Origin of the sequence: Chitinophaga polysaccharea, assembly GCF_902150045.1 — a bacterium.
In the GTDB taxonomy this organism is placed as follows: domain Bacteria; phylum Bacteroidota; class Bacteroidia; order Chitinophagales; family Chitinophagaceae; genus Chitinophaga; species Chitinophaga polysaccharea_A.
This window is the reverse complement of the sequence record NZ_CABFVU010000001.1, coordinates 2,414,819-2,439,811: the sequence shown is the minus strand read 5'-3', so window position 1 is coordinate 2,439,811 and position 24,993 is coordinate 2,414,819. Positions and strand designations below refer to the sequence as shown.

Annotated in this window: 21 protein-coding genes and 1 tRNA gene; 8 read left to right on the top strand and 14 right to left on the bottom strand. The window is 44.7% G+C overall.

Going from position 1 to position 24,993, the window contains the following annotated elements; all coding sequences use genetic code 11:
• Nucleotides 1-58 precede the first annotated feature (58 nt).
• The 4 genes from paaD to paaA are packed head-to-tail and all read right to left on the bottom strand — an operon-like array spanning nucleotide 59 to nucleotide 2,731.
• Nucleotides 59-553: a 1,2-phenylacetyl-CoA epoxidase subunit PaaD gene (gene paaD / locus FN124_RS09910; protein ID WP_142684566.1), complete on the bottom strand. Its 495-nt coding sequence runs from the start codon at nucleotides 551-553 to the stop codon at nucleotides 59-61.
• A gap of 2 nt (nucleotides 554-555) precedes the next feature.
• Complete coding sequence (gene paaC, locus FN124_RS09905; RefSeq protein ID WP_142684565.1) at nucleotides 556-1,320, bottom strand: 1,2-phenylacetyl-CoA epoxidase subunit PaaC; 765 nt, start codon at nucleotides 1,318-1,320, stop codon at nucleotides 556-558.
• On the bottom strand, nucleotides 1,317-1,685 hold the full coding sequence (locus FN124_RS09900; protein ID WP_142684564.1) for a 1,2-phenylacetyl-CoA epoxidase subunit PaaB: 369 nt from the start codon (nucleotides 1,683-1,685) through the stop codon (nucleotides 1,317-1,319). Before FN124_RS09900 ends, paaC begins: the two co-directional genes overlap by 4 nt.
• A 47-nt stretch (nucleotides 1,686-1,732) precedes the next feature.
• On the bottom strand, nucleotides 1,733-2,731 hold the full coding sequence (paaA, locus tag FN124_RS09895; protein ID WP_142684563.1) for a 1,2-phenylacetyl-CoA epoxidase subunit PaaA: 999 nt from the start codon (nucleotides 2,729-2,731) through the stop codon (nucleotides 1,733-1,735).
• Between the two features lie 111 nt (nucleotides 2,732-2,842).
• Here paaA and FN124_RS09890 point away from each other — a divergent pair, with 111 nt between their 5' ends.
• Together FN124_RS09890 and FN124_RS09885 are read left to right on the top strand one after the other, a co-directional pair.
• Nucleotides 2,843-3,547, top strand: a complete 705-nt coding sequence (locus FN124_RS09890) for a hypothetical protein (RefSeq protein WP_142684562.1) — start codon at nucleotides 2,843-2,845, stop codon at nucleotides 3,545-3,547.
• A 52-nt stretch (nucleotides 3,548-3,599) separates the two neighbouring features.
• On the top strand, nucleotides 3,600-5,045 hold the full coding sequence (locus tag FN124_RS09885; protein ID WP_185937148.1) for a S41 family peptidase: 1,446 nt from the start codon (nucleotides 3,600-3,602) through the stop codon (nucleotides 5,043-5,045).
• 45 nt (nucleotides 5,046-5,090) lie between these two features.
• Here the strand turns inward: FN124_RS09885 and FN124_RS09880 are convergent, their stop codons facing one another.
• The 4 genes from FN124_RS09880 to FN124_RS09865 all read right to left on the bottom strand — a co-directional run bounded on the left by FN124_RS09880 (nucleotide 5,091) and on the right by FN124_RS09865 (nucleotide 10,505).
• Nucleotides 5,091-6,020, bottom strand: a complete 930-nt coding sequence (locus FN124_RS09880) for a M28 family peptidase (RefSeq protein WP_142684560.1) — start codon at nucleotides 6,018-6,020, stop codon at nucleotides 5,091-5,093.
• A 44-nt stretch (nucleotides 6,021-6,064) separates the two neighbouring features.
• A complete protein-coding gene (gene feoB, locus FN124_RS09875) occupies nucleotides 6,065-8,197 on the bottom strand; it encodes a ferrous iron transport protein B (RefSeq protein WP_142684559.1) in 2,133 nt (710 codons plus the stop codon).
• Nucleotides 8,198-8,377: 180 nt separating this feature from the next.
• Nucleotides 8,378-10,132: a PspC domain-containing protein gene (locus tag FN124_RS09870; protein ID WP_142684558.1), complete on the bottom strand. Its 1,755-nt coding sequence runs from the start codon at nucleotides 10,130-10,132 to the stop codon at nucleotides 8,378-8,380.
• A gap of 34 nt (nucleotides 10,133-10,166) precedes the next feature.
• On the bottom strand, nucleotides 10,167-10,505 hold the full coding sequence (locus FN124_RS09865; RefSeq protein ID WP_089890425.1) for a PadR family transcriptional regulator: 339 nt from the start codon (nucleotides 10,503-10,505) through the stop codon (nucleotides 10,167-10,169).
• Nucleotides 10,506-10,885: 380 nt separating this feature from the next.
• Between FN124_RS09865 and FN124_RS09860 the strand changes: the two genes are divergently transcribed.
• The 3 genes from FN124_RS09860 to FN124_RS09850 all read left to right on the top strand — a co-directional run bounded on the left by FN124_RS09860 (nucleotide 10,886) and on the right by FN124_RS09850 (nucleotide 13,791).
• Complete coding sequence (locus FN124_RS09860; protein ID WP_142684557.1) at nucleotides 10,886-11,179, top strand: hypothetical protein; 294 nt, start codon at nucleotides 10,886-10,888, stop codon at nucleotides 11,177-11,179.
• A 208-nt stretch (nucleotides 11,180-11,387) separates the two neighbouring features.
• Entirely contained in the window at nucleotides 11,388-13,037 is a 1,650-nt protein-coding gene (locus FN124_RS09855) for a SulP family inorganic anion transporter (protein WP_142684556.1), read from the top strand.
• Nucleotides 13,038-13,113: 76 nt separating this feature from the next.
• Nucleotides 13,114-13,791, top strand: coding sequence for a carbonic anhydrase family protein (locus tag FN124_RS09850; RefSeq protein ID WP_142684555.1), 678 nt, complete (start codon nucleotides 13,114-13,116; stop codon nucleotides 13,789-13,791).
• 123 nt (nucleotides 13,792-13,914) lie between these two features.
• On the opposite strand, the gene FN124_RS09845 is transcribed toward FN124_RS09850, so the two are convergent.
• The 3 genes from FN124_RS09845 to FN124_RS09835 all read right to left on the bottom strand — a co-directional run bounded on the left by FN124_RS09845 (nucleotide 13,915) and on the right by FN124_RS09835 (nucleotide 17,216).
• The gene (locus tag FN124_RS09845; RefSeq protein ID WP_142684554.1) at nucleotides 13,915-15,051 is read right to left on the bottom strand and encodes a methionine aminotransferase; all 1,137 of its coding nucleotides are present in this window, start codon (nucleotides 15,049-15,051) and stop codon (nucleotides 13,915-13,917) included.
• 96 nt (nucleotides 15,052-15,147) lie between these two features.
• The gene (locus FN124_RS09840; RefSeq protein ID WP_142684553.1) at nucleotides 15,148-16,239 is read right to left on the bottom strand and encodes a mannose-1-phosphate guanylyltransferase; all 1,092 of its coding nucleotides are present in this window, start codon (nucleotides 16,237-16,239) and stop codon (nucleotides 15,148-15,150) included.
• A gap of 2 nt (nucleotides 16,240-16,241) precedes the next feature.
• A complete protein-coding gene (locus FN124_RS09835) occupies nucleotides 16,242-17,216 on the bottom strand; it encodes a KpsF/GutQ family sugar-phosphate isomerase (RefSeq protein ID WP_142684552.1) in 975 nt (324 codons plus the stop codon).
• 156 nt (nucleotides 17,217-17,372) lie between these two features.
• Between FN124_RS09835 and recQ the strand changes: the two genes are divergently transcribed.
• The 3 genes from recQ (at nucleotide 17,373) to FN124_RS09820 (ending at nucleotide 20,526) form a co-directional block, all read left to right on the top strand.
• A complete protein-coding gene (gene recQ / locus FN124_RS09830; protein WP_142684551.1) occupies nucleotides 17,373-19,574 on the top strand; it encodes a DNA helicase RecQ in 2,202 nt (733 codons plus the stop codon).
• Between the two features lie 29 nt (nucleotides 19,575-19,603).
• On the top strand, nucleotides 19,604-20,371 hold the full coding sequence (locus tag FN124_RS09825; protein ID WP_142684550.1) for a DUF3050 domain-containing protein: 768 nt from the start codon (nucleotides 19,604-19,606) through the stop codon (nucleotides 20,369-20,371).
• A gap of 82 nt (nucleotides 20,372-20,453) precedes the next feature.
• Nucleotides 20,454-20,526: transfer RNA gene (locus FN124_RS09820), tRNA-Phe, on the top strand.
• 172 nt (nucleotides 20,527-20,698) lie between these two features.
• Here FN124_RS09820 and FN124_RS09815 read toward each other — a convergent pair.
• From FN124_RS09815 to FN124_RS09805, 3 genes are all read right to left on the bottom strand, one after another.
• On the bottom strand, nucleotides 20,699-21,184 hold the full coding sequence (locus FN124_RS09815) for a hypothetical protein (protein WP_142684549.1): 486 nt from the start codon (nucleotides 21,182-21,184) through the stop codon (nucleotides 20,699-20,701).
• Nucleotides 21,185-21,294: 110 nt separating this feature from the next.
• Nucleotides 21,295-22,095 (bottom strand): lipid II flippase Amj family protein, encoded by an 801-nt coding sequence (locus FN124_RS09810; protein WP_142684548.1) that lies wholly within the window; start codon nucleotides 22,093-22,095, stop codon nucleotides 21,295-21,297.
• Between the two features lie 33 nt (nucleotides 22,096-22,128).
• The gene (locus FN124_RS09805; RefSeq protein ID WP_142684547.1) at nucleotides 22,129-24,534 is read right to left on the bottom strand and encodes an ABC transporter permease; all 2,406 of its coding nucleotides are present in this window, start codon (nucleotides 24,532-24,534) and stop codon (nucleotides 22,129-22,131) included.
• Nucleotides 24,535-24,993 lie beyond the last annotated feature (459 nt).

Sequence of the window (24,993 nt, the reverse complement as noted above, 5' to 3'; positions counted from 1 at the left end):
GCTACTTCATTAATGCGTGTAAAAATAGGTATTTATAGCCGGAACATGGAAATAAGGGTTATTCCAGTGGTTTGAATTGCTCGAACACCTGGCCGCAGGCCTTGCAAAAATGGATAGCGCGGCACAACGTAGAGCCAAAAGGAGAACGCAAATACGTTTGTCCGCTGCCGCAATGAGGACAGGGAACCTCCATCATAATTTCTGTGCTTACCTCGCCGGTCAGCACCTTCGGAGGCGCTATTCCAAAGGCTTCCAGCTTCTCCCTGGCTGCAGCCGTCATCCGGTTGCTGTGCCAGTGCTCCTGTTTATCTACCTCAACGTTAACGGCTATACCGAGTTCGTTTTCCAGCACTGTTTTTATATTATGCTGTATATAACCCACTGCCGGACAGGCAGCAAATGTGGGGATCATTTTTATGTGTACTGCGGCTGTATCAAGGGTAACCCCCGTGATCATGCCCAGTTCTACTACGCTTAACACAGGGATTTCCGGGTCCATCACATGGGCCAGCGATTCGTACACTGCTGCTATGGTAATTGTTTGGGACGACATGATTACCAGCTGGCCTCCGTATCCAGATTAAATACTTCACTCATTTCTTTTAACAACGGCTGCAGGTATGGCGTATGGATCCCTTGACGGCCACCGTATACCGGTACAATATCACTGATTTCCGGCAGGTTAAGCGACGCCTTCACCAGCACCGGGTAAACGCGATCCAGCCATCGCTGATACAATACCTTTTCGCCCGGGTATACCTTATCTGCTATCAACACTTCTTCATACTCCTGCGATGGCTCAAAAATACCGGCCGCCAATGCAAATGCATAGTTCAACGCCTGCTGCATGCGGTTGTAGCTTTCCTCCCCAGCCTGGCTCAGTTGCATAATCCAGGCATTGGCATGCAACGTATGATACTTCAATTCCCCTTTTACTTTTTTACTTAACAACCGTAAAGGCTCATAACTGCTGTCCTGCAAGCTCTCATAACGGATCGCTTCCGCCTGGTCAAATAAAAAGTGCCGCATCAGGCTAAAATCATATTCACCATTAGGCATCTCTACCAGGTGCGATGATTTAAACTCCTTCTCCGGCCGCAGAAAAGCAAAGGCATCCGGATGCCGGCCGCCAAGATCCTCATAAAGGATACGGTACAGCGCCCAGGCATGGCCAATTTTGTCCTGCGCCATGGAAGAAAAAGCAATATCCTCTTCCATCACAGGCCCCAGTCCTGTCCATTCAGAATTACGATGCCCCTGGATCAGTTCATCGTCCGCCATTTTTATAATCAGATCTGTTAGTGCTGCGCTGTTTATCATTTGGATTGTTTGAATTTGTTGATCTTTTCCATCACTTTAAAGCCGCTGGCATCACGATAGGTTTTCTCCATATTGTTGGCAAACATATCTTCATCTTCCACATCAAAAGCCAGAATATCTGCACTTTTCACCACCCAGAGATTTACGCATTTCTTACGCCTGGCAAATTGCTCCTTTGCAAACACCAGCGCCAGTTGAGGATCGGGAGCATGTACACACCCTACATGCTCGTGATGGGCGCCTCTTTTTTCCTGGTGAAACACCTCATATATATTCCAGTTTTCCCCTTCCTCTACTTTCACTACCTCCCCGGCTTCGCCTAATTTCAGCCGGTTTACCCGGGGATCTAAAGAATCGTTAGACATGAATATTTAAGTGATTTTAATGATAACGTATAGATTGCTAAATGATCCTATGCAACTGGTAACACCCGTTTTTCCATCGGTTTCATAAGCGCTTTGCGCACCCACCGGCCCCGCTCTTCCGCCCATTTGCGTACCTGCAATCGTTCCATATTACACGGGCCTCCGCCATTGATCACCCTGAAAAACTCATCCCAGTCGGGGTCTGAATATTCCCAGCGGCCGGTTGCTGTATTTTTACGCAGAACCGGGTCCGGCAGGGTAAGTCCCAGCTCCCATATCTTGGGCACATAAGATTCCAGGAATTGATTCCTCATATCATCATTACTGGCCATCTTCACTTTCCATTGCATTAATTTTTCGCTGTGGCTGGAACTTTTATCAGGAGGACCAAAGAAATGCATAATGGGCTGCCACCAACGGTTAAGGGCATCCTGCAACATTTGTTTCTGTGCCGGGGTTCCTGTTGCCAGTTCAATAAAAGCATCATGCCCCTGTTTGAGATGGAAACTTTCTTCATAACAAATGCGCTCCAGCGCTCTGCAATACGGCCCATAAGAACCTTTGGCATTGGCCACCTGGTTTACAATTGCCGCCGCATCAATCAGAAAGCCGATAACGGCCACATCGGCCCAGGTTTCGGCAGGATAATTAAATACATTGGAATACTTGGATTTCCCGCTGAGTAGGTCATTGATCATGGCTTCCCTCGATTTTCCCAGCGTTTCGGCTGCGTTGTAAAGTAATTGCCCGTGACCTATCTCGTCCTGTACCTTGGCAATCAGTGCCAGTTTACGCTTAAAGCCCGGCGCCCTGGTAATCCAGGTGCCTTCCGGCAATGCTCCTATAATCTCGGAATGAGCGTGTTGCTCAATAAGGCGTATCAGCTGCCGGCGATATTCTGCCGGCATCCAGTCGCCGGGTTCTATCTTTTCTCCATTGGCTATACGAGCTTCAAATGCAGCAAGCTTTTCAGGTTCATCATGCTGTTGTTCTTCCCGCAACTGATTCCTGTTGGGCTCATCAAAAATATATCCACCGCCGTACATAATGCGATTGTTTTGGTTGGTAGTAAATTACGGAAAAAAGACCGTTTCAGCAGGAATAGATTGTTAAAACACCGGAAACCAAATGTTATAGAATCGCCAAATTTTCCCGGCATGAAACAGATAGCCGGTCATTCCCTTAATTTTATTGACTGCAATCTGATAATGCTGTCGGCTGTTACCATACTGAGCTTTCTGTTACTGCCACCCGGGGATAAAAAGCCATGCCCGGGAAATCATCGCTTTACCGTTATTCAGCTCAGCTTTGAAGAAAAACAATCACCGGCTCTCTCCGGCTCTGATACTATTTACTATGATTTTGAAAGAAAACTGCAATGGGACGATTTCCAGGCCAAACCATCGCCCAATGGCCCCAGTGCGGCGGTATCCTACACCAGCTTCGCCTATGAAGGCAACAGCAACCTGGTAAACGATACCCTCAGAATCACTTTAAGGCTGCAGGTCTTTTTTATAAAAAGCGCTTCCTGGGTACGGCCGGAAACCAGGAACAGCTACGCCCTGGCGCATGAACAGCTCCATTTCGATATAACCCGCCTGGTAGCGGAACGGTTTAAACAAAAGCTCCGGCAAACAGCATTAAACCGCGACGACTACGATAGTATCATACAATATCAGTACCTTCAGTCCTTCCGGGAAATGAACCGCCTTCAATACCGGTTCGACCAGGAAACCCGCCACGGGCTTAATGTTGCAGAACAGATCCGCTGGCGGGATAAAGTAAATGTAGGCCTTAAAAATAACGGCGTGCTTCCGGAAGAACTCGGCACTGAAGGTATTAACTTTACACCCATACAATAACAACCCGTTTTAACGTTTATTCTCAGCGGTTATGCAGCATAAAAAAGGATCTATGCAACCAAATAACTTTTACAACTCACTACTCACCGGCCTGGCGCTCATTTTTTTGATGTCGGCCTGTAATAAAAAAGACAGCAGCACTCCGCGGAACAGGGGGAATAACAGTCCAACCGGCTCGGTTAACGACAGCATCTTTTTTATAGCAAAAGATATTTACCTCTGGAACGACGTATTGCCCGATTCAGCCACCTTTAAGCCCAATCAATATCCTAACCCGATACAGATGTTTGATGCGCTGACAACCTATAAAAAAGATGCTTCCGGTAATAACCTGGACAGGTATAGCTTTATAGACAATGGTGGTACATCCAGGGCCTTACAACAGGGTATTGCCGGCGATATTGGCTTCGAAGTAGGCTACCAGACAGATACGACGCTGTTCGTAGTATATGTATACCCCGGCTCACCGGCAGATAAAGCCGGCATAAAAAGGGGATGGGAATTGATCAATGTAAACGGGGTTACCCGGTTCCGTGTAAACGACGGCACTACCGACAACATGCTGAATACTGCTTTTGGCAGTGAAAGCGCCACCTGGGGCTTCCGTAAGCCGGATAACAGCACCCAGCAGAACACTTTAGCCCGTACAGACTATAAACTGAATCCTATTCTTTACTCCCACTTATATGATTTCAGCGGCAATAAGATCGGCTACTTTGTATTCAATAACTTTGTAGCATTAGCTGATGTGAAAGCACAGATAGATTCGATTTTTGATGCCTATACCAAAGCCGGTGTAAAACAGGTGATCATCGATCTGCGATATAATGGCGGCGGGCTTATTGAAACGGCAGAATATCTTGCCAACATACTGGTACCAGCGGCGAAAACCAATACCACTATGTATTCCCAGTTTTTTAATAACAACGTAACTACTAATAATTTCGGCCCTTACTTTAAATATATGAAGGCGGTGCCTTATTATCCCAGCGTAAACTGGTCGGATATCTTTTACAGTGAAGCTACTACTTACAAAACAGCGAGGTTCCAGAAAAGCGGCGCCCTGGCCCTGAACAAGGTCACTTTCCTGGGAACACGCAATACGGTATCTGCAAGTGAACTGCTGTATAACGTACTGAAACCGGTAATGACCACTAAACTTGTTGGAAGCAATACCTATGGCAAACCGGTTGGTTTTATCAATATTTCCTTTGGCAAATACGATATGTATGCCGTGAACTTCCAGACAAAAAATGCAGCTAACGAAGGCGATTATTTCAGCGGCCTTCCGGCCGATATAAGAGCAGATGATGATTTCTCCCTCGATTGGGGCTCCCTGAGCGACCCCATGCTACGCGCTGCGCTCACCGATATGGGCGTTGCTGCAGGCTCATTAGGCCGCATGGCCAGATCAAACGGGAACAGGATCGCAGTAACTCCTGCCAACAGGCTGGAATCCACCAAGTTTAAAGGAATGATCCAAACTATAAGGAAATAATATTACCGGCCGGTAGCTCCTCCGCAAAGGGTTACCGGCTTTTCTCTACATCGTTCTGGCCCCACTGTATTTGTTCTCCGGCATATCACTATCCAGCTTTTTCACTACCTCCAGCACAGCCTGCACTGCCCTGTAATAAAAAGAATGGTTAATACGGGAGTATTCATCAGTAACACGGTGATAATCCGGGTGATCCTCCACGCCAAAATACAGGAACGGTATCTTCTGTTTAAAGAATTCATACTGGTCGCTCTGTTTCGTCCAGTCGTCTGCCCCGCTTTCTGGCTTGTCGTGCCCCGCTATGAGCTTCACACTGCTACGTGCGGCTACCTCATCAGTATACTTTTTCAGGTCCGGAAACTGCTGTGTGCCGCATACATACAGCTCATTTTTATCATTGTGGGCAATCATGTCCATGTTAATATTCTGGCGCATCTGTGTAACCGGTACCGGCGGCTGTGCTACAAAGGCTTTAGCTCCTTGCAATCCCTCTTCTTCCCCGTCAAATGCTGCGAAAATGAGGGTATAACGGGGAGGGTGCTTTTTAAAGTATGCAGCTATTGCCAGTAATCCGCCAATGCCGGAAGCATTATCATCTGCACCGTTGAATACAGTGTCTGCGCCGTTTGTTTTGGAATTACCAAGATGATCATAATGTGCAGAGATAACGATCACCGTGCTCAGCTTCCCCGGGATATAGCCGTACAGGTTAGTGCCCATTATTTTTTTATCTCCTTCCTGGAAATAGAAAGGATACTCATAGGTGTCATGATAGGCGGATATCCCGATTTTTTTGAAACGGTCCAGGATATAGAATTGCGCCATACGGCTGCCCCGGGTACCGGTTTTCCGGCCCTCCATCTTATCGGCCGACAGGGTGCGCACATCCTTCATTAGTTGTGCTGAATCAATGGATGTTTGCGCCAGTGCAGGAAGCGCAAAGAGCAGGCAAAAGCTGTAACAAAGCCATTTCATAAACATTGCATTTATGGTTAACTATACCTGCAATGTACAAGATATTATTTGAAGATATTAAAGATGATCAAACTGCACACATAGGCCAGTGCAGTCATATAAACAAGCTGTATCACCGGGTATTTCCATGATTTGGTTTCCCGTTTTACAATCGCCATAGTGCTCATACACTGCATAGCGAATGCATAGAAAATCATTAAAGATAACCCTGAAGCCAGTGTATAAACCGGCGCTCCGTCAGGCCAGGTAGCCGACGATAATTTTTCCCGGAGCGTGGCATTATTATTATCCGGGTCCTCTCCTACACTGTAAAGCGTAGCCATAGTACCTACAAATACTTCGCGGGCGGCAAAAGAAGTGATCAGTGCAATACCGATTTTCCAGTCAAATCCCAACGGACGGATAGCCGGTTCAATGGTATGACCAAGCATACCTGCGTAGGAATTGGATAATTTGGCCGATTGGAACTCTTTATTAAGTACAGCTGCTTCCGGAGAATCTTCCGGGACTTTGGATAACAGCTGCTCATATTTCGCATGTACGGGCTCCATCCTGCTCGATGGTCCGTAAGAAGCCAGGAACCAGAGGATCACAGATATTACCACAATCACCTTACCGGCATCTTTCACAAATATTTTTGCTTTCTCCACCATTGTTGTTCCCACATTGGCCCAACGTGGTGAGCGATAAACCGGTAACTCCATGATGAAGTAGCTTTTTTCCTTAATCCGCACAAAGAGTTTCATGATCGCTGCGATAAAGATAGCCATGAAAAAGCCCAGCAGGTAAAGCCCCATCATAATAAGCCCCTGCAAACCCAGTATACCGAAAACCCGTTTATCGGGGATGACCAGTGCGATCATCATGGTATAAATAGGCAACCTTGCAGAACAGCTCATTAAGGGCGTTACCATTATAGTGATCAGGCGTTCCTTTTTATTCTCAATGGTACGGGTGGCCATGATGGCGGGTACCGCACAGGCTACACCGCTTATCAGCGGCATCACGGATTTTCCGTTTAATCCTACCTGCCGCATAAGACGATCGGTCAGGAAGCTGATACGGGCCATATAACCGGTATCTTCCAGTATAGTGATCAAACCAAACAGGATCATGATCTGCGGGATGAATACCGCAAAACCACTGATACCAGCCAGTATTCCGTTTATAAAGAAGTCGGTGATTTTATTATCGGGCAGGGCGCTGCTCAGCCATCCGCTTAACGCGCCGAAGCCACCCTCGATCCAGTCCATGGGATAGGATGCCAGCCAGAAAATACTTTGAAACAGGAGAAACATCACTACCAGAAGTATTACATATCCCCAGAACCGGTGCAGCAGCAGGTCGTCTATTTTTTCAGAACGCAGTTGTTTCTGCAGCGGATCAGTTTCCACTACCGTTGCCTTCATGATATGCTTGATCCGGCTATATCGCTGCATGATCTCCTCTGCCTGGATCTTCGTTTTATTAAACTGGTGTTTTTCCAGCGACTGATGAATTGCCTGTTTACGGACCTTGTCCACGAAAGGCAGGTCATCTACATTAACGGCTATATGTAAAGCGCCATAGTCGCTTTTTACGGGTACCGTTTTCCTGACCTCTTCAATTACGTCTTTGGCCAGTGCATTGTTATTGATAAAATCCCTGGGAGGCGTGCTGTAATGCGACCTCATTGCCAGGTCTATTACTTTCTTTATCTCCGTAACGCCTTTGTTCTTCCGGGGATTGATTGATACCACAGGCACCCCCAGTTCTCTTTCCAATCCGTCCAGGTCGATCTCCACTCCTTTCTTACGCGCAATGTCCATCATCGTGAGAGCGATGATCACCGGGATTTTAAGATCAATGATCTGGGAACAGAACAGCAGGTTACGTTTCAGGTTGGAAGCATCTGCTACTATGATTACCAGACGAGGAGTATCTTCATTCTGCTGGTTGATCAGCACATCGTAGGTAACATATTCATCGGCGCTTTTGGGATACAGGCTGTAAGTTCCCGGCAGGTCAATAATATTGGCTGTTACGCCTGGTGCTATCTGGGCGGTCCCGGTTTTTTTGTCGACCGTTACACCCGGAAAATTACCCACCTTCTGGTTTAAGCCGGTGAGCGCATTAAAAAGGGAACTTTTACCACTATTCGGATTACCTACCAGCGCAATGTTTATGGGAGCCTGCATTCCTTATCTTATCCTATTTATTAATATTAATTGCTGAATGTGCAAAGTTAAACATTAATCGGCCGGTGGAATGATCCGATCGGGAAAATCTCAGAAAGGTAATCTTCTGGAAAAGATAAAGCGAAAACAAGGCCTTTGTTTTCGCTTTATCTTTTTTAAAATTAAGTGTTTATATATAGATCAACTGTGGAACATATTAATGAGGGAATAAGCCAGGAAAGATACATCTCCTTCAATTGGCTGACTTTTTTTAACCGCTTTAACGGCGTTCTCGGCGGCTGGCCCTTTATAACGGTATCCTTCATTGGAAGAATCGGTGGCTGGTTTTTCAGGCGCCGGTTTCTTCTCGTCGGAATCATTGGTACCGTCCGGTGTCATTTTCAGATTCAGTGGTCCGGGCTGATCGTTATCAAAATCATTATCCCAGTTATCTTCATCACGGCTATACCAGCTCACATCATAGTTGCGGCGTACTTCCCGGTCCATTTCAATATTTTTCCCTACCGGAACTCTGATGGTTACAGTAACCCGCTGACCACGGTATTTTGAGTGCGGGGGCAGGGAAAAACCTTCCGGCAGGTACAGTACGGAATCCTGTTGATTCAGGTGGAAAGCGATATCATGTGCCAGCATCTTTGCCTGTTGAACAGTACGGCCCCTGGAGAAGCGTGATACATCCACAGAAAAGCTGTCGGTTGTACTTTTTTCTATTCTTATACGGATATAGTTAATCAGTACAGTATCGTCTGCAATCAGCAGGTGATCATCAAAAAAGCTAATATCATCTCCGTTGATATCCGAAAGAATGCCTGGCGTTCTTTTCAGGATCAGCTTCCCTTTCGACGGCTGTTGAATGGCTATTGTTTCAGTTTCGGTGGCTGGTCTTCTGAAGTCTTTTACAAAAGAAGTAGCAATGATAGCGGCAAAAGCCAATCCGAGTAACCACAGGAAAGTCAGGGTATAACCCGCATAGCGGTTGCTTTCCTTTACACCTGTGAGTTTACGGATGATAAAAATCACCAGTGCAACGATCGGGATGCCTATCAGCAGGCCAATAGCAGGCCACAACAGCATACTTTGCACCGGGGCGCCGAGTAACAGATCCTTAATGGGGAATAGGGCCGCGGAAGTGGCCGCAATGGCTATTCCTGCCACTATCAGGCAGATCAGCATCACTACAGCAAAGAAATAAAAGAACCCCTTGGTAACGGCTACCAACACTTTTCCCAATCCACTGGCCAGGCTCACAAAAAAGCGTTCAATATCATTACCTACCTGCTTGCCGCGACCCTGAGAAAAATTTCGGATATCATCTCCTACATTTTTCATCTGGCCTTTCATATGATTTAACTCATCCTGGATAGTGGATTTTATGGTATTAAGATCCACCTTTTCTCCCCTCATTTCCAGCTTTTCCGCTGCAGTGTCGGCCGAGGGTGTGGCTATCCACAGGATGAAGTATACCAGGATACCAGTACCAAAACCTCCAATTGCCAGGAGGGCAAATATGATACGGAAAATCACGGGATCGATATTAAAATAGGCACCTAAACCACTACATACACCACTTAATACCTTGTTGTCCGGATCGCGGTACAGGCGTTTGCGGGGGCGGGGAATATATCCGGCATATGGATCATCCTCTTTTTGCTGCTGGCTGTTTTCCCCTGCAACGTCGTCGAACTGCTCCGGCGTGCCCATGGAAGCTTTCACGGCAATTACATCTTCGTCTGTAATGCAATGAGCACCTTTCTTCAGTTTATCCTGGAATATTTCAGCAATGCGGCTTTCAATATCAGATACGATTTCATCCCCACCCTCCTCTTTCGAGAAATATTTCTTCAGGCTGCCGAGATACTGGTTCAGTATCTCATACGCGCTATCCTCAATGGGGATAAGGCGGCCCGAAAGGTTTATGTTGATTATCTTTTTCATTACCAGTTGATTTTAGGTTTTAGGTAGTCTTCCTTTACAGGGGTGTACTATTTTGTGTTAATTGATGTACGGCATTAGCCAGTTCGTTCCAGGTACTTTCCAGCTCCTTATAAAAGGTTTCCCCTTTTTCTGTCATGGAAAAATATTTCCGTGGGGGACCTGAACTGCTTTCTACCCAGCGGTAGGTGAGCAATTCTGCATTTTTCAATCTTGTTAGTAAAGGATAAAGTGTGCCTTCCAGGATATCCAGCTTCGCTTCCTTCATCTTTTCGATGATATCTGAAGGGTAAGCTTCTCCTTGCTTAATGACGGACAAAATGCAAAACTCCAGCACTCCCTTCCTCATCTGCGATTGTGTGTTATCAATATTCATGGCAAGTGAGCTTTAATGTTTTTTCTAATGGTGGTTTCTGACCTGTTATAAAAGTATTTGATAGCTATTCTTTCAACTTTATGATACAAAAATAAGAAACTTTTACTACTATGCAATACACAATACCATAGAAAGCAAAATAACTTGCTTAAAATGTTACCCGGTTAAACCAGCAGAAGCCGGTAGGAGTTTGCCTTTCCTGCGAAAAAAAAGTTATAACCTGTATTTTAGAATAGTGATGACCGGTCTGTAATAAGGATGAATGGAAGATTGCGGCTGATATGGCTTTTTTATGTTAAAAGCCTTTAACATTTTTTTAATTGGGTATTTAACTATATTATGGTTATCCTCTATTACATTTGCATCAGGCGTATTTACACATGAAGAAATTAATTGGCATATTCCTTCTGACACTGATGGTGTCACAACTGCTTCCGATCAAGGAAGTAGGGAAGCTGCTGTTTAATAACCAGATTGTGGAAGAACACCCGGTTGATTGTGGTGGCGATCATATAAAGATTGCGAAGGAACTGAAGTTCTGTAAACAGTTTGATGAAATCCAATTTAATCCGCTGCTCATTCTTGGTATTTTACAATATCATTTAATGGAAGACATTCCTAGCAATCCCGCTCAGGAAATTCATGCTCCCCCTCCCAATATGCATCTCGCATAATTTCGTTCAGCCGTTGTAGTTACAGCAGCTGTATTCTAGATTCATTTGTTACCGATTATTTCAAACACTACCCAGGCTACGTGTATCCACAAGGCGATACCTGTATTAAAGCCGTTAATGGTAGTACTATTCTATCATTGTAGCTTCCACGGTTGCGGCATATTGCTGCTATCCGGAAGTGCGATCCCTAAACGGAAAAGCGTATTTTATGAACAAGCAAACATCATTATTCTCTAATATAAAAGGCGATTTTTCAGCCGGCCTTGTTGTTTTCCTCATTGCGGTGCCATTGTGCCTGGGTATTGCCCTGGCCTCCGGAGCCCCCCTGTTTGCCGGTATGATTTCCGGTATCATCGGTGGCCTGGTGATCGGCTTTTTAAGTGGCTCGCAATTGAGTGTAAGCGGACCCGCAGCTGGTCTTACTGCCGTTGTGCTGGTAGCTATTACCAAACTCGGCGCATTCGATATATTCCTCCTGAGTGTGGTAATAGGCGGCGCCATCCAGCTTATCCTGGGATTAATCAAAGCAGGTACAGTAGCCAACTACTTTCCTTCCAATGTGATCACAGGTATGCTTACCGCTATCGGTATTATCATTATCCTCAAACAAATACCTCATGCATTTGGCTACGACGCCGATTCTGAAGGTGATTTTACTTTTTTTCAGGTAGATGGAGAAAATACTTTCAGCGCTTTGTTGTCTACGATTAACCACATTAACCTTGGCGCAACGCTGATCACCATTGTTTCCATTTTCATTATTCTGTACTGGAGCAAGATCCCGAAGCTCAATGTAGTGCCAGCGCCACTGGTAGCAGTAATTACCGGCATATTGCTCAATATGGCATTTTCCGGCAGTGAGCTGCTGGCACTGGGATCTAATCACCTGGTAACCTTACCGGTACCAAGCAGTTTTGGCGATTTCGTTAGCCAGTTCACCCTGCCTAACTTCAGCGCCATTACCAACAAGGATGTGTGGATCACCGGTATCACTATTGCTATAGTAGCCTCTGTGGAAACCCTCCTGAACGTAGAAGCCACGGATAAGCTCGATCCCATGAAGCGTCATACTTCTCCTAACAGGGAACTGAAAGCTCAGGGGATTGGTAACATGATCAGTGGTTTAATTGGCGGTTTGCCTATTACATCCGTAATCGTGCGCTCCAGCGCCAACATCAATGCCGGCGCCAAAACCAAAATGGCCACCATGACACATGGTGCATTATTATTGGTTTGTACTGCATTGATCCCGGGATTATTAAACAAGATTCCGCTGGCTACCCTGGCGGCAGTGTTGCTGGTAACCGGTTACAAATTGTGCAAAATTTCCATTTTCAAGGAAATGTTCAAAAACGGCAAGTATCAATGGGTACCTTTTGCAGTAACGGTAGTAGCCATTGTGTTTACAGACCTGCTGGTTGGTATCGCACTGGGTATGGCCGTAAGCATAATAGCCATCCTGCGCGGTAATATGAAAAGCTCTTACTATTTCAGGAAAGAGAAATATCATAGCGGCGACAGCATCCGGCTGGAACTGGCACAGGAGGTTTCTTTCCTGAACAAGGCCAGCATCCTGCTTACACTGGATCATATGCCGGAAAATATCACACTGGTAATTGATGCACACAAAACAGCTTATATCGACTTTGATGTACTGCAGACTATACGCGAATTCAAAGACATTAAAGCGCCGCAGAAAAATATCAAAGTAATCCTGACGGGGTTTAAATCTGTGTACAATATTCAAAACACACCAGACCTCTCTGTTGAAGAACAAAACCGGCTGAACTCTCCGCAGGTACACACTATTTCTTCCGGCAACCACAAGGAGTTGCTGAAAGAGCTGCAATTGAATTAAAGGCTTTAGCCTTTGACTGAAGGAAAAGCAACGGATTCTAACTCCGTCCATTTTTTAATTTCAAAAAATGACAATAATGAAGACGCTTAATAAATTATCTCAAGCCAATATATCTCCAAAGAAAGCACTGGAATTGCTAAAAGCCGGTAACACCCGGTTTGTGGATAACCTCCGCGTGAACCGTAATCTTCTTCAAATGGTGAACGACACCTCCGACGGACAATGGCCTATGGCGGCAATTGTAAGTTGTATGGATTCCCGCACCTCTGCAGAATTGATCTTTGACCAGGGGCTGGGTGATATTTTCAGCATCCGTTTAGCCGGCGCCGTTATTTCTGATAACGTACTGGGCAGTCTTGAGTACGCCTGTAAGGTAGCCGGTTCCAAATTCATAGTGGTGCTGGGCCATACTAAATGCGGTGCAGTTAAAGGAGCCTGCGATACAGTGGAAATGGGTAATCTCACCGGATTACTGAATAAAATAACACCTGCCGTTTTTGCAGAAAAATCTGTTAAAGAAGACCGTACTTCTCACAACAGTAAATTTGTGGAAGCTGTAAATAAGATCCACGTAGAACGCTCTGTTCAGGCTATTATGGAGCAAAGCAACATTCTGCGCGACATGATACAGAAAGGTGAGGTAGGTATTATCGGCGCTATTTACGATGTGGAAACCGGGATTGTGAGCTTTATGGAACATACCCTGATCCTCGAAAATAACAAACCGGAAGAGGCAACAGCAGTAGCTGTTTAACCGCCTGCGCCTTTTATAGAAGAGAATAAACTTGCTTTTTCGTAAAAAAGAGGGAGGCACTGATAACATGTTTGATCAATTATTTAAAGGCATTGACCAAACTGTTATTGGCAGCCTCCTTTTTTATATCTGTTGCAGCCGGGTTGCAGCCTGTTCCAACGTAGCCTGCTTCTTTGCAAAGCAAAACCGGATTACATGATCATCTTTTCCATCCTGGTAGAATGCTGAAACCGGGATCACGGCCACACCAAATTCTTTGGTCATACGAATAGCAAAATCCTTATCTCCTTCATTTGAGATCCTGTCGTACTTCATCAGTTGAAAATAACTCCCCTGGCTGGCCAGCGGGGTGAAACGGGTATCTTTCATCAACTCCAGGAAATAATCTCTTTTCTGCTGGTAAAACGCCGGCAACTCAAGATAATGTGACGGTGTTTCCAGGAATTTTGCCAGGCCATACTGCATGGGCGTATTCACTGAAAAGCAGAGGTATTGATGTACTTTCCTGTACTCTTTCATCAGGTGTTCCGGCGCCACGCAATACCCCATTTTCCAGCCGGTATTATGGAATACTTTGCCAAAGGAAAATGTAACAAAGCTGTTGCGGAAAATAGCCGGGTATCGCAATATGCTGTGATGCTGTGCGCCGTCAAATACCAGGTGCTCATATACTTCATCCGATAATACAATCAGGTTAAACTCATCCACCAGTTTTTCCAGTTCCTTTATATCATTTTCCTGTAAGATGCTTCCCGTGGGATTATGCGGGGTATTAAGCATAATCATCCTGGTGCGGGGCGTAATTTTACTTCTCACTTCATCCCAGTTGATCCGGTAACCGGGAAAGGACAACGGGATCAATACCGGCACTCCGCCGTTTACCAGTACATTGGGAATATAGCTGTCGTATGCCGGTTCAAAAATGATCACTTCATCACCCGGATGTATACACGTAGCAATGGCTGTAAAAATAGCATAGGTGCCTCCTGGCGTAATTGTGATGGCCGTATCAGGATGTACTTCGTGCTGGTAAAGATGGCTGATTTTCGCAGCAATGGCATTACGGAGCTGTAAAAGTCCCGGCATCGGGGCATATTGGTTATGCCCTTGCTGCATAGCCTCATTTACCATTGCTTTCAGCTCATCGCTGCAGTCGTAATCGGGAAATCCCTGGGAAAGATTGATTGCCTGGTGGGAAGCCGCCAGGGCAGACATGACGGTGAATATAGTAGTGCCTACGTTGGGCAGTTTTGAGATCATTGCCGGATTTTTAATGTTGAAATTCAGACGTTTGTTAGCAGGAAAACTTTCCGCCATTAAATATCTGAATTTCAATATCAAAAATCATAAAAATATTTACAGGAACTTCTCGCCTTTATTGCGCTTGATTTCTCCTACATATTCCTTGATCTGCTGTTCATTTTCTTTTTTGCAGATGAGCAGCACATCCTGGGTATCTATAACGATGAACTCGTCCAGTCCCTGCAAAAGCACCAGCTTTTCATTAGGCACTTTTACCATGCATTTGGTGGCGTCTATCACTACCACATTTTTTCCCTGCACAGCGTTGCCCAGATAATCTTTTTCCAGGTTCTCATAGGCAGAGGCCCAGGTGCCTAAGTCGCTCCAACCAAAGTTGGAGGGGATAACATACACATTGCTGGCCTTTTCCATGATACCGTAATCAATGGAAATATTGGTGCATTGAGGGTATACTTTCTCCATCACCTCTTTCTCCTGTGGCGTATTGAGTGCAGGAGTGGCCTGTTCAAAGAGCTCATCTATCTCCGGGAGGTATTGTTTAAAAGCTGCCAGGATGGTTTTTACATTCCAGACAAAGATGCCGGCATTCCAGAGGAAATCGCCGCTTTGGAGAAATGTTTTGGCCAGCTCCAGGTTAGGCTTTTCAGTAAAGGTTTTGACCTGGTACACATTATCTGCCACATGTTGTGGTTCAAACTGGATGTAGCCGTAACCGGTATCGGGACGGGTTGGTTTGATGCCCAGTGTAACCAGGGCGCTGTTTTTCTGTACAAACAACAACGCGTTTAAACAGGCGCTGGTAAATGCAGGTCCATCCATAATGAGATGGTCTGCCGGTGCACAAATAATGTTGGCCAGCGGGTCCTGTTTATGGATTTTGTGAGAAATATAAGCAACGCAGGGTGCTGTATTTTTACGGGATGGTTCGCTCACAATGTTGGCTATGGGCAATTCCGGTAACTGATCACTCACCTTTCCGGTATATTGGTGATGAGTTACCACAAATATATTTTCCTTGGGGATGAACTGCGCAAAGCGTTCATAAGTCCATTGGAGGAGGGTTTTCCCTGTGTTCAGGATGTCCAGGAACTGCTTGGGATTGTCTGTGCGGCTGTGGGGCCAGAACCTGCTGCCTATTCCCCCTGCCATTATTGCCACATAAAAATGGCTGTTCAGCTGTGTCATTTCTAAATAATTCCTTCTCTGATTAAATCGTGTAAGTGAATAATTCCCTGATATCGCTCACCGTCCATCACCAGCAGTTGGGTAATATCGTGCTGGCGCATCATTTCCAGTGCGTTAATGGCCAGTTGATCCTGCTGGATCATTTTCGGGTGAAGCGACATTATATCTTTCGCCGTTACAGCTGCTGTAGGAACTTCTTTCTCCAGCATTCTGCGCAGGTCACCATCTGTAATAATTCCCTTAAGCAACCCATTTTCATCCACTACAGCGGTAACTCCCAGCATTTTGGATGAAATTTCCACAATTACTTCTCTTAAAGAGCTGTTAGCCAATACCTGTGGTGCTTTATGCTGTTTGCTGAGATCTGCTACCTTAAGGTACAATTTCTTTCCTAAAGCGCCACCGGGATGGAACTTGGCAAAATCTGCTGCAGTAAATCCGTGCCATTCTATCAGGCAAACCGCCAGGGCATCACCCATTACCAGCTGGGCAGTGGTGCTGGTAGTAGGTGCCAGGTTATTTGGACAGGCTTCCTGACTAACGGTGGTATTGAGTATTAAATCTGCCTCCTGGGCTAAAAACGAGCTGGTATTCCCCACCATGGCGATCAGCGTGTTGCCAAAATTCTTCACCAGGGGAACAAGTACCTTGATTTCAGCAGAAGTGCCGCTTTTAGAGATACACATCACCACATCCTCCTCCCTGATCATCCCCAGGTCTCCGTGGATGGCATCTGCTGCATGCATGAAAAGTGCTGGTGTACCGGTAGAATTAAATGTGGCCACTATTTTTTGGGCGATAATGGCGCTTTTGCCAATGCCCGTTACCACCAGTCTTCCCTGGCATTGTGCAATCGTTTCAACAACTTTCTCAAAATCTGCATCTATAAACTGTTGCAAATCATTAATAGCTGATGCCTCCATCGCAATTGTACGCCTGGCTACCTGTCCTATATTGATAGTTTGATTCCTTTTCATGATGATTTACAAATTTATCATTTTTTAACCAGCACTGGAACGGTCTGGTAATTTATATTGATACTCCGCGCTTTTTTAAGTAACTTCGTGTCCCCTAAAAAACATATAAATATATTTCGTCATTTGTTGGTTCTTTAGAGTTAAAATTTGAATGCAATGGCTGTTGTTAAGGAACGTTTGATGGATGCATTACGCGAACACTTCGGGTTCGATTCCTTTAAGGGAAATCAGGAAAAAATTATAAATAGCATCCTCTCAGGCAAAGATACTTTTGTGATAATGCCGACCGGCGGAGGTAAATCATTATGCTATCAATTACCGGCGCTGATGAAGCCGGGTTGTGCACTGATCGTTTCCCCCCTTATTGCGCTGATGAAGAACCAGGTGGATCTGGTAAGAGGCTACAGCAGTAAGGACAATGTGGCGCACTTTCTGAATTCTACCTTATCCAAGGCGCAGATCAAGAAAGTACGGGCTGATCTCACGGCAGGGAAAACCAAGCTGCTGTATGTAGCCCCGGAAACCCTTACCAAACAGGAAAACCTGGATTTCTTCAAGGAGCTTGAGATCTCATTTATTGCGGTAGATGAAGCACACTGTATTTCCGAATGGGGTCACGACTTCAGGCCGGAATACCGCCGTTTGAAGGAAATGATTGACCAGATCAGTGGAAAACTGCCCATCATTGCGCTAACCGCTACTGCTACCCCGAAAGTGCAGAGCGATATCGTGAAGAATCTCGGACTAAATAAGGCTAATATCTTTATTTCTTCCTTTAACCGTCCAAACCTGTATTATGAGATCAGGCCCAAACGCAAAAAGGAACAGACGATTAAAGATATTGTGAAATTTATACATCAGCATAAAGGCAAAAGCGGTATTATTTACACACTGAACCGTAAAACCACCGAAGAACTGGCAGATATGCTGGTGGCTAACGGCGTAAAGGCGGTGGCATACCATGCCGGCCTGGACCCTTCCACCAGGGCGCAGCGCCAGGATATGTTCCTTCATGAAGATACAGAAGTAATTGTGGCCACCATTGCGTTCGGAATGGGAATCGATAAACCCGACGTACGATTTGTCATCCATTATAATATTCCCAAAAGCCTGGAAAATTATTACCAGGAAACTGGTCGCGCCGGAAGGGACGGACTGGAAGGACATTGTATCTGCTATTATTCCCATAAAGATGTACAGAAACTGGAACATCTCATGCGCGATAAATCGCTCAGTGAACGTGAAATGGGCGCGCAGCTGATTAACGAAACCGTGGCCTACGCGGAAAGCGCTGTATGCCGGCGCAAAGTTATTCTTCATTACTTCGGTGAACATTACGATACGGAAAATTGCGGACAATGCGATAACTGCCGCAATCCAAAAGAAAAAATAGAAGTAAAAAACCGGGTAGTGATCATGCTGAAAGCTATCCGCTCGCTTGAAGAACGCTTTGGCAGTGAATATGTGATCAATATCATCACTGGGAAAACCAGCCCGCAGATCAGTACTTACCGCCACGATAAACTTGATGTTTTCGGAGAAGGAAAAGAGTTTGATGCACATTTCTGGAACTCGCTGATGCGCCAGATGATGCTGGAAGGCCTGATAGAAAAAGATATCGAAGAATACGGCTTACTGAAAGTAACCGATAAGGGCGCCAAATTCCTCAAAAAGCCATACTCCATCATGGTGGCGCTGAACCACCAGTTTGATGAAGATACACTGGATGAAGAGGAAGATGCGGCCGCAGAAGCGCAGGCTTCTGCCGATCCTGCTCTCTTTGAAATGCTGAAGGAACTGCGCAAAAAAGTATCAAAGGAAAAGAATCTTCCTCCCTTTGTTATCTTCCTGGAAACATCCCTGGAAGATATGGCCACCCAGTATCCCACTACTGTACAGGAACTGGAAAAGATCCAGGGCGTAAGCAAGGGTAAAGCGATCCGCTATGGCAAACAGTTCCTGGACGTGATCACCAAATATGTGGAGGAGAACAATATCACCAAGCCGGACGATTTTGTGATGAAGAGCGTGGTGAATAAAAGCGGGATGAAAGTATTCATCATCCAGAATATCGATAAAAAAATACCACTCGAAACCATAGCGAAAAATAAAGAGCTCTCCCTCTCCCAGTTACTCGATGAGATGGAAACCATTGTAGCCAGTGGTACCAAACTGAACATCGATTATTGTTTGGATGAAGAACTGGACGACTATGCACAGGATGAGATCATGGAATATTTCAAAGGATGCGAAACATCCAGTCTTGCGCTCGCCAGGGAAGAACTGATTGAAAATGATTATTCGCTGGAGCAGTTAAAGCTAATGCGTATAAAATTCCTGGTAGTATACGGCAACTAATGCTGGTTACCCGGGCCATACCACAACAAATGAGCATCAAACAAATACAGGAAACCATCGCACCTGTCAGGGAACAGGTTGTAACACACCCCTTATATGCTGAACTGCAAACATTGGATGATGTTCGCGTTTTTATGCAATACCATGTATATGCCGTATGGGATTTCATGTCTTTACTGAAAGGATTGCAGCAACAGCTTACCTGCGTTAATGTACCCTGGATACCAGCCGGCAGCGCTGCTACCCGTTATCTGATCAATGAAATTGTAACAGGAGAAGAAAGCGATATAGATAAAGAAGGGAACCGGTGCAGTCATTTTGAACTGTACGAACATGCCATGCTTCAGGCCGGGGCAAACACGGGTCCTATAAACGCAATTATAGCCGGTGTAAGAGACGGTAAGGCGGTTCAGGATATATTGGCCACAGCCACCCTTCCTGAAGCCGTAAAGGGCTTTCTGAGCTTTACATTCGGGGTAATTGCCACCGGTAAGGCACATATCATGGCTGCCGTATTTACTTTTGGCAGGGAAGACCTGATCCCTGACATGTTTCTTGCCCTGGTAAAAGATCTTGATCTGAAGTTTCCCGGGAAGCTGGACACCTTCATTTATTACCTGGAAAGACATATTGAAGTAGATGGTGATCATCATAGTCAGCTGGCCATGCAAATGGTGAGCGAGTTATGCGGAACCGACAAAAATAAATGGGATGAGGCAGCTGAATACGCGCGCCAGTCACTGTATTGGCGGCATGAACTTTGGAGCAGTATCCTGAGCGAAAAAGTGATTTTGTAAAAATTTCCTGAAAAAATTTTGCAATTCAAAAGATTGTATTACTTTTGCAATCCCCTCACGAGAGAGGGCAATAAAAACGGATGGTGCGGTAGCTCAGTTGGTAGAGCAAAGGACTGAAAATCCTTGTGTCGCCGGTTCGATCCCGGCTCACACCACAGAAACGGAATAATCAGTATAAAAGCTGTTTATTCCGTTTTTTTTTTTGCTTTTAAATGTTGTACCTGTTACTAAATCAGGTTAAAAATGGATCAAGTTGAAAAATGCCTTTACAAATAGAAACGGATCAAATCAAAGGCACTGGATTAAGTCAGAAAAGATAAAGCCTCTTCATTCTCCCGAATCCACTATTACACCAAATATCTTCCCTATAACCTCTTTCAGCTCTTCTACCCTTTCGTTAAACCGCAGCTCCGACTGGGTTACCAGTCTTTCAAAAATGTAAATACTGCCATTTTCTACCAGCTGTTTCAGCTGTGATATATTTTCCCTGCTGATCACTCTTTTATCAAACCAGCTTGAGTATAAAACGAGATAATGAATTTCAAAAGCAGACTGGTTAAAATATGACAGGATCTTCCGGATATCGAATTCACTATTGTCCAGTACCAGGTTGAGGTTAATAAGAAAAGATGTATCTGATGCCGCGTGGTATTGTATAACAGATTTGATTCGATGAAGCTGCTCATCAGTCCGGGAATAAGGATCCCGGGCATTTACCACAATAAATTTCTCCTTCCATGAAGCATCCAGTTTTATTGGTTGTTTGAAGATGTAAAACTGCTTCCTCCGAAATAAATATTGCAGCGTTCTCATTTTGCCGGAATGAGGGTTACCAACAACGACTAATAATTTCCGTGGGTTAAAGTTCATACCCAAAAAAACATAGAAAATATCAGAAAACTGTTAATCGATTGTGAACAGCATCATACTTTTTCTGCCAGCCAGGCAATCAGTTGTGCACAGGGTAATAGCAGCAGCTGTGCCAATATAGTTCCCACTATACGTGCAATCACCATATACGAAACAAACCTTCTGAATGCTCCCTGCGAAAACCGGCCCAATACAACATCATCTGTAAGTATAGATAAATGCGGGTCTATAAACAACACCATTAATACTGTTGCTATCCCATTTATAACTCCCGATAAATTGCTGGCGGTTGTTCTGTACTCCGGGTTCAGGTACGCTGCATACACACAGGATAAAACAGCAATGGTTATTATGGCGCTTGCTAACACATTATAAATGAAAACACGCCACGGAATATCCCGGTGAGCAGGAAGCTCCAGAAACTGTTCCTTCGTCGGCATTCGCATACTCTCCTTAACAAACTGCATTCCCGCTCCCGATAAACCGACATAAAATAACTTAGGAATGGATTTATGCACACTGAAATGCGATACGGCCTTTGTCAACAACCGTTGAAATGTTGGGATCAGCAAAGCGCCCAATATTGCGCCAGCCGTACAGGATAAAAGAATATACCTGAATATAGCTACGTTGGAAGAAACACCCTGTTTGAGATCCTGTTCTACTGTTTTGGCCAGTAATGGGGCCTGTAAAGTATTGGCCGTACGGGATAGAAGAACAACGATATTAAAAAGAGAAAAAGTAATGGCAATCCTTCCAGTTTTTACACCTACCAGCCTGACTGCATATGATAAAGTAGTCATCCCGTTAATAAACATAGTAAGGACAAGTACAATAATAACCTGGGTTGCCATTTGGGTAAGTTTAGATGCTTGCTAAAGTAAGCATTATTCCGTTCTCAGGCTCCTCACCGGGTTGATGGCTCCCAGCCGGTGCGTCATTCCCAAAATGATCATACCTACCAGTATAGACAGGGTCCCGCCTACCACCAGGAACGGTAACAAACCAATATGAACCCTGTAGGCATATTCCATCAGCCAGCTGTTCAAGAGGTACCAGGATAAAGGCCAGGCAATAATATTGGAAACCACAATGATCCCCAAGAATTCTTTTATAAACAACAACAGGATGTTCAGCCCCGACGCGCCAAGCACTTTCCTTATTCCCATCTCCTTACTTCTTTTTGCAATGCTCATGGTAACAATTCCCAGTACCCCAAGCAACACTATCATCAACGACACAACAGTGGCCGCTTTCGCTGCTTTCTGCATCTGTGTTTCGGTTTCATACAATCTGGCTATGCTGTCGTCCAGGAACCTGAAATCCAAGGGTGCATCCGGGAAAACCTGCTGCCATTTCCGCTGTAATGCAGTTATCTGCGCCGAGGTGTTACCAGGATTAAAACGGAACGATAAATACCGGTATAGATTGGCCACTTTCACAGGTTGAAAGTAAATCGGGGTAATGACATCGTGTAACGTACCAAAATGAAAATCACGGGTAACACCGCTCACATACAGCACCCGGCTGAAATTGTATAAACGCAGGGGCTTGTTGATCGCCTCCTCTGCGGTTCTCCAGCCCAACGCCTTTACAGCTGCCTCATTGATAACGATTTTTGCAGAATCAGCAGCTGTGCCGTCATAAAATTTTCCGGCATCCAGTTTTATATCATAGGTAAGCAGGTAACGCTCATCTGTTGTAAGCACAACCGCTGAAACAGCTGTACTGGAATCATTTTCCGGCCGATAAATTTTGTTAGCCCCACTGGCTGCTCCATCTGGAATTTCATAAGCAAATGTTGCCTCCTTTATTTCCGGCATCGCACGGAACTCATCCCGCATACGCTCCATATGTGCTACGCCTGCTGCGGTCCAATCGCGTGGCACTGCGGCTGTCACCACCTTCTCTTTATTATATCCAAGGTCTGAATTGAAAAAGAAAGCCACCTGCCGGTCTATTACAATTGCAGCAATAAATACTACAATTGCAGCCACAAACTGTACGGCAACAAGCGATCGCCTGAATAATAATTTCTCTTTCACATTCTTCATTTTACCCTTCAATGCAGTTACCGAAGGTTGTGCAGATAATATAAATGCAGGGTAAATACCAGCAAGCAAACCAGTAAACCCTATAATCATCAACGGTAATACCGCAAACCAGGCCGGAAAGGCAGACAAACCCGGAATATCTTTCCCGATAATCTGACCGAATAACGGTCGGAGTATAAAAAACAATCCCAGTGAAACAAAACATGAAAACGCAACCACCAGTACTGATTCCGTAATAAATTGGAACACCAGCTGCTGCCGTCTTCCTCCAATTGCTTTCCGTACGCCAATTTCCTTTAACCTCGTTAAAGAATTACCAATAGAAAGGTTTACAAAATTTATAACCGCCATCAATAAAATAAACAATGCCACCAGGGAAAAAATAGCAATCATTTTTCCTGCAAGTCCGTTATACATTGTGATATAAGAATCCTTCAATGCCACCGGCGTCACTTCTAAAGAACGTTGAATTTCAGCAGTGGTATTGGTGCTCAGCAATGTTTTTATAGGTTTCTTTAACTGTTCAGCAGTAACACCGGGCTTCAGCAATACATACCCTACAATATTGGGCGACAACCAGCTTGTAAACCCAAACTCGCGGCCAAAATAACGGATGCTGCCTGGCGACAGGAATATTTCATTTCCCGGTTTAAAGAAGTTGGTAACTGTATTAAAAGGAAGATCTTTTATTACTGCTGTAATTTCAAAATTATCATTCTTTCCATCAAAAGATTGAATCCTTATTAACTTCCCTACCACATCTGATCTTCCAAAATACTGCCTGGCTTTTTTCTCAGTTAATACCACTGCATTAGGCTTATCCATAGCGGTACGCGGATCACCATAGGCCACAGGAAAATTAAAGATCTCAAAAAAAGTAGAATCACCCGGCTGTACGCCTTCCCGGAAATGCTTATCTCCTACAGAAATTACCACGTTAATCCCGTCATGGGCATACGCCTTTTCTATGAGTGACGGATAGTTATCCTGCAATGATTTGGTTAATGGTCCTAATGTTGCAAACTCTACTCCTGTTTCCAGGTTGGCCCACTTACTTTTCAACAGGAAAATACGGTCGTTGTTTTTAATAAAATGGTTCACCTGGTACTCACCCCAGGTGTATGCACCAATCAATAATACAATAGTGATCCCGATAGCTAACCCCCATATATTCACCGCAGCAAAAAAACGGTTCTTTCCCATATTTCTCCAGGCAATCAGAAAGTAGTTCTTTATCATAACCAAAAAATATATCCATTTCTCCGCGAAAAAAATGCCGCGCTTTAATCTTTTAATAATCAATATTTTTATAGACGATCCTTGTCCGTTAGCGGACAATTTTTGTTCATTTTTGCACGGGATACCTATTGTCTTAAAAGTGCCTGTCCAACCATCTACATCCTTTCTTTTTTATTTACATAGTACACTTATTCCCGTTCAAATATTAAACTGCTTTGCATAAGCTTATACTGCTAACTAAATATGTGCAGAAGATTTTTACAGAAAAACAATTACAATTCGCAATACTATAACTACGTATAGCCATCTTAGTTATATTGTACCGGCTTATTTCTCACTATAAGGAAAACAGGGCTGTTCTTCAGTATGCAGGCGATGATCATCGGAAAAAGTATTGTTTCAGTTTATCTCATGAGCTTTTCAAAAAGAATGTTTAACCCTGGAATCGGATCCTTAAAA

Coding starts and splice junctions, on each gene's coding strand:
- FN124_RS09815 (WP_142684549.1), bottom strand. CDS start 21,184: ATGAGAACGCTGCAATATTTATTTCGGAGGAAGCAGTTTTACATCTTC.
- FN124_RS09810 (WP_142684548.1), bottom strand. CDS start 22,095: ATGGCAACCCAGGTTATTATTGTACTTGTCCTTACTATGTTTATTAAC.
- FN124_RS09835 (WP_142684552.1), bottom strand. CDS start 17,216: ATGAAAAGGAATCAAACTATCAATATAGGACAGGTAGCCAGGCGTACA.
- FN124_RS09890 (WP_142684562.1), top strand. CDS start 2,843: ATGAAACAGATAGCCGGTCATTCCCTTAATTTTATTGACTGCAATCTG.
- FN124_RS09855 (WP_142684556.1), top strand. CDS start 11,388: ATGAACAAGCAAACATCATTATTCTCTAATATAAAAGGCGATTTTTCA.
- FN124_RS09845 (WP_142684554.1), bottom strand. CDS start 15,051: ATGATCTCAAAACTGCCCAACGTAGGCACTACTATATTCACCGTCATG.
- paaA (WP_142684563.1), bottom strand. CDS start 2,731: ATGTACGGCGGTGGATATATTTTTGATGAGCCCAACAGGAATCAGTTG.
- feoB (WP_142684559.1), bottom strand. CDS start 8,197: ATGCAGGCTCCCATAAACATTGCGCTGGTAGGTAATCCGAATAGTGGT.
- paaC (WP_142684565.1), bottom strand. CDS start 1,320: ATGATAAACAGCGCAGCACTAACAGATCTGATTATAAAAATGGCGGAC.
- recQ (WP_142684551.1), top strand. CDS start 17,373: ATGGCTGTTGTTAAGGAACGTTTGATGGATGCATTACGCGAACACTTC.
- paaD (WP_142684566.1), bottom strand. CDS start 553: ATGTCGTCCCAAACAATTACCATAGCAGCAGTGTACGAATCGCTGGCC.
- FN124_RS09825 (WP_142684550.1), top strand. CDS start 19,604: ATGAGCATCAAACAAATACAGGAAACCATCGCACCTGTCAGGGAACAG.
- FN124_RS09860 (WP_142684557.1), top strand. CDS start 10,886: ATGAAGAAATTAATTGGCATATTCCTTCTGACACTGATGGTGTCACAA.
- FN124_RS09840 (WP_142684553.1), bottom strand. CDS start 16,239: ATGACACAGCTGAACAGCCATTTTTATGTGGCAATAATGGCAGGGGGA.
- FN124_RS09880 (WP_142684560.1), bottom strand. CDS start 6,020: ATGAAATGGCTTTGTTACAGCTTTTGCCTGCTCTTTGCGCTTCCTGCA.
- FN124_RS09850 (WP_142684555.1), top strand. CDS start 13,114: ATGAAGACGCTTAATAAATTATCTCAAGCCAATATATCTCCAAAGAAA.
- FN124_RS09900 (WP_142684564.1), bottom strand. CDS start 1,685: ATGTCTAACGATTCTTTAGATCCCCGGGTAAACCGGCTGAAATTAGGC.
- FN124_RS09870 (WP_142684558.1), bottom strand. CDS start 10,132: ATGAAAAAGATAATCAACATAAACCTTTCGGGCCGCCTTATCCCCATT.
- FN124_RS09805 (WP_142684547.1), bottom strand. CDS start 24,534: ATGATAAAGAACTACTTTCTGATTGCCTGGAGAAATATGGGAAAGAAC.
- FN124_RS09885 (WP_185937148.1), top strand. CDS start 3,600: ATGCAACCAAATAACTTTTACAACTCACTACTCACCGGCCTGGCGCTC.
- FN124_RS09865 (WP_089890425.1), bottom strand. CDS start 10,505: ATGAATATTGATAACACACAATCGCAGATGAGGAAGGGAGTGCTGGAG.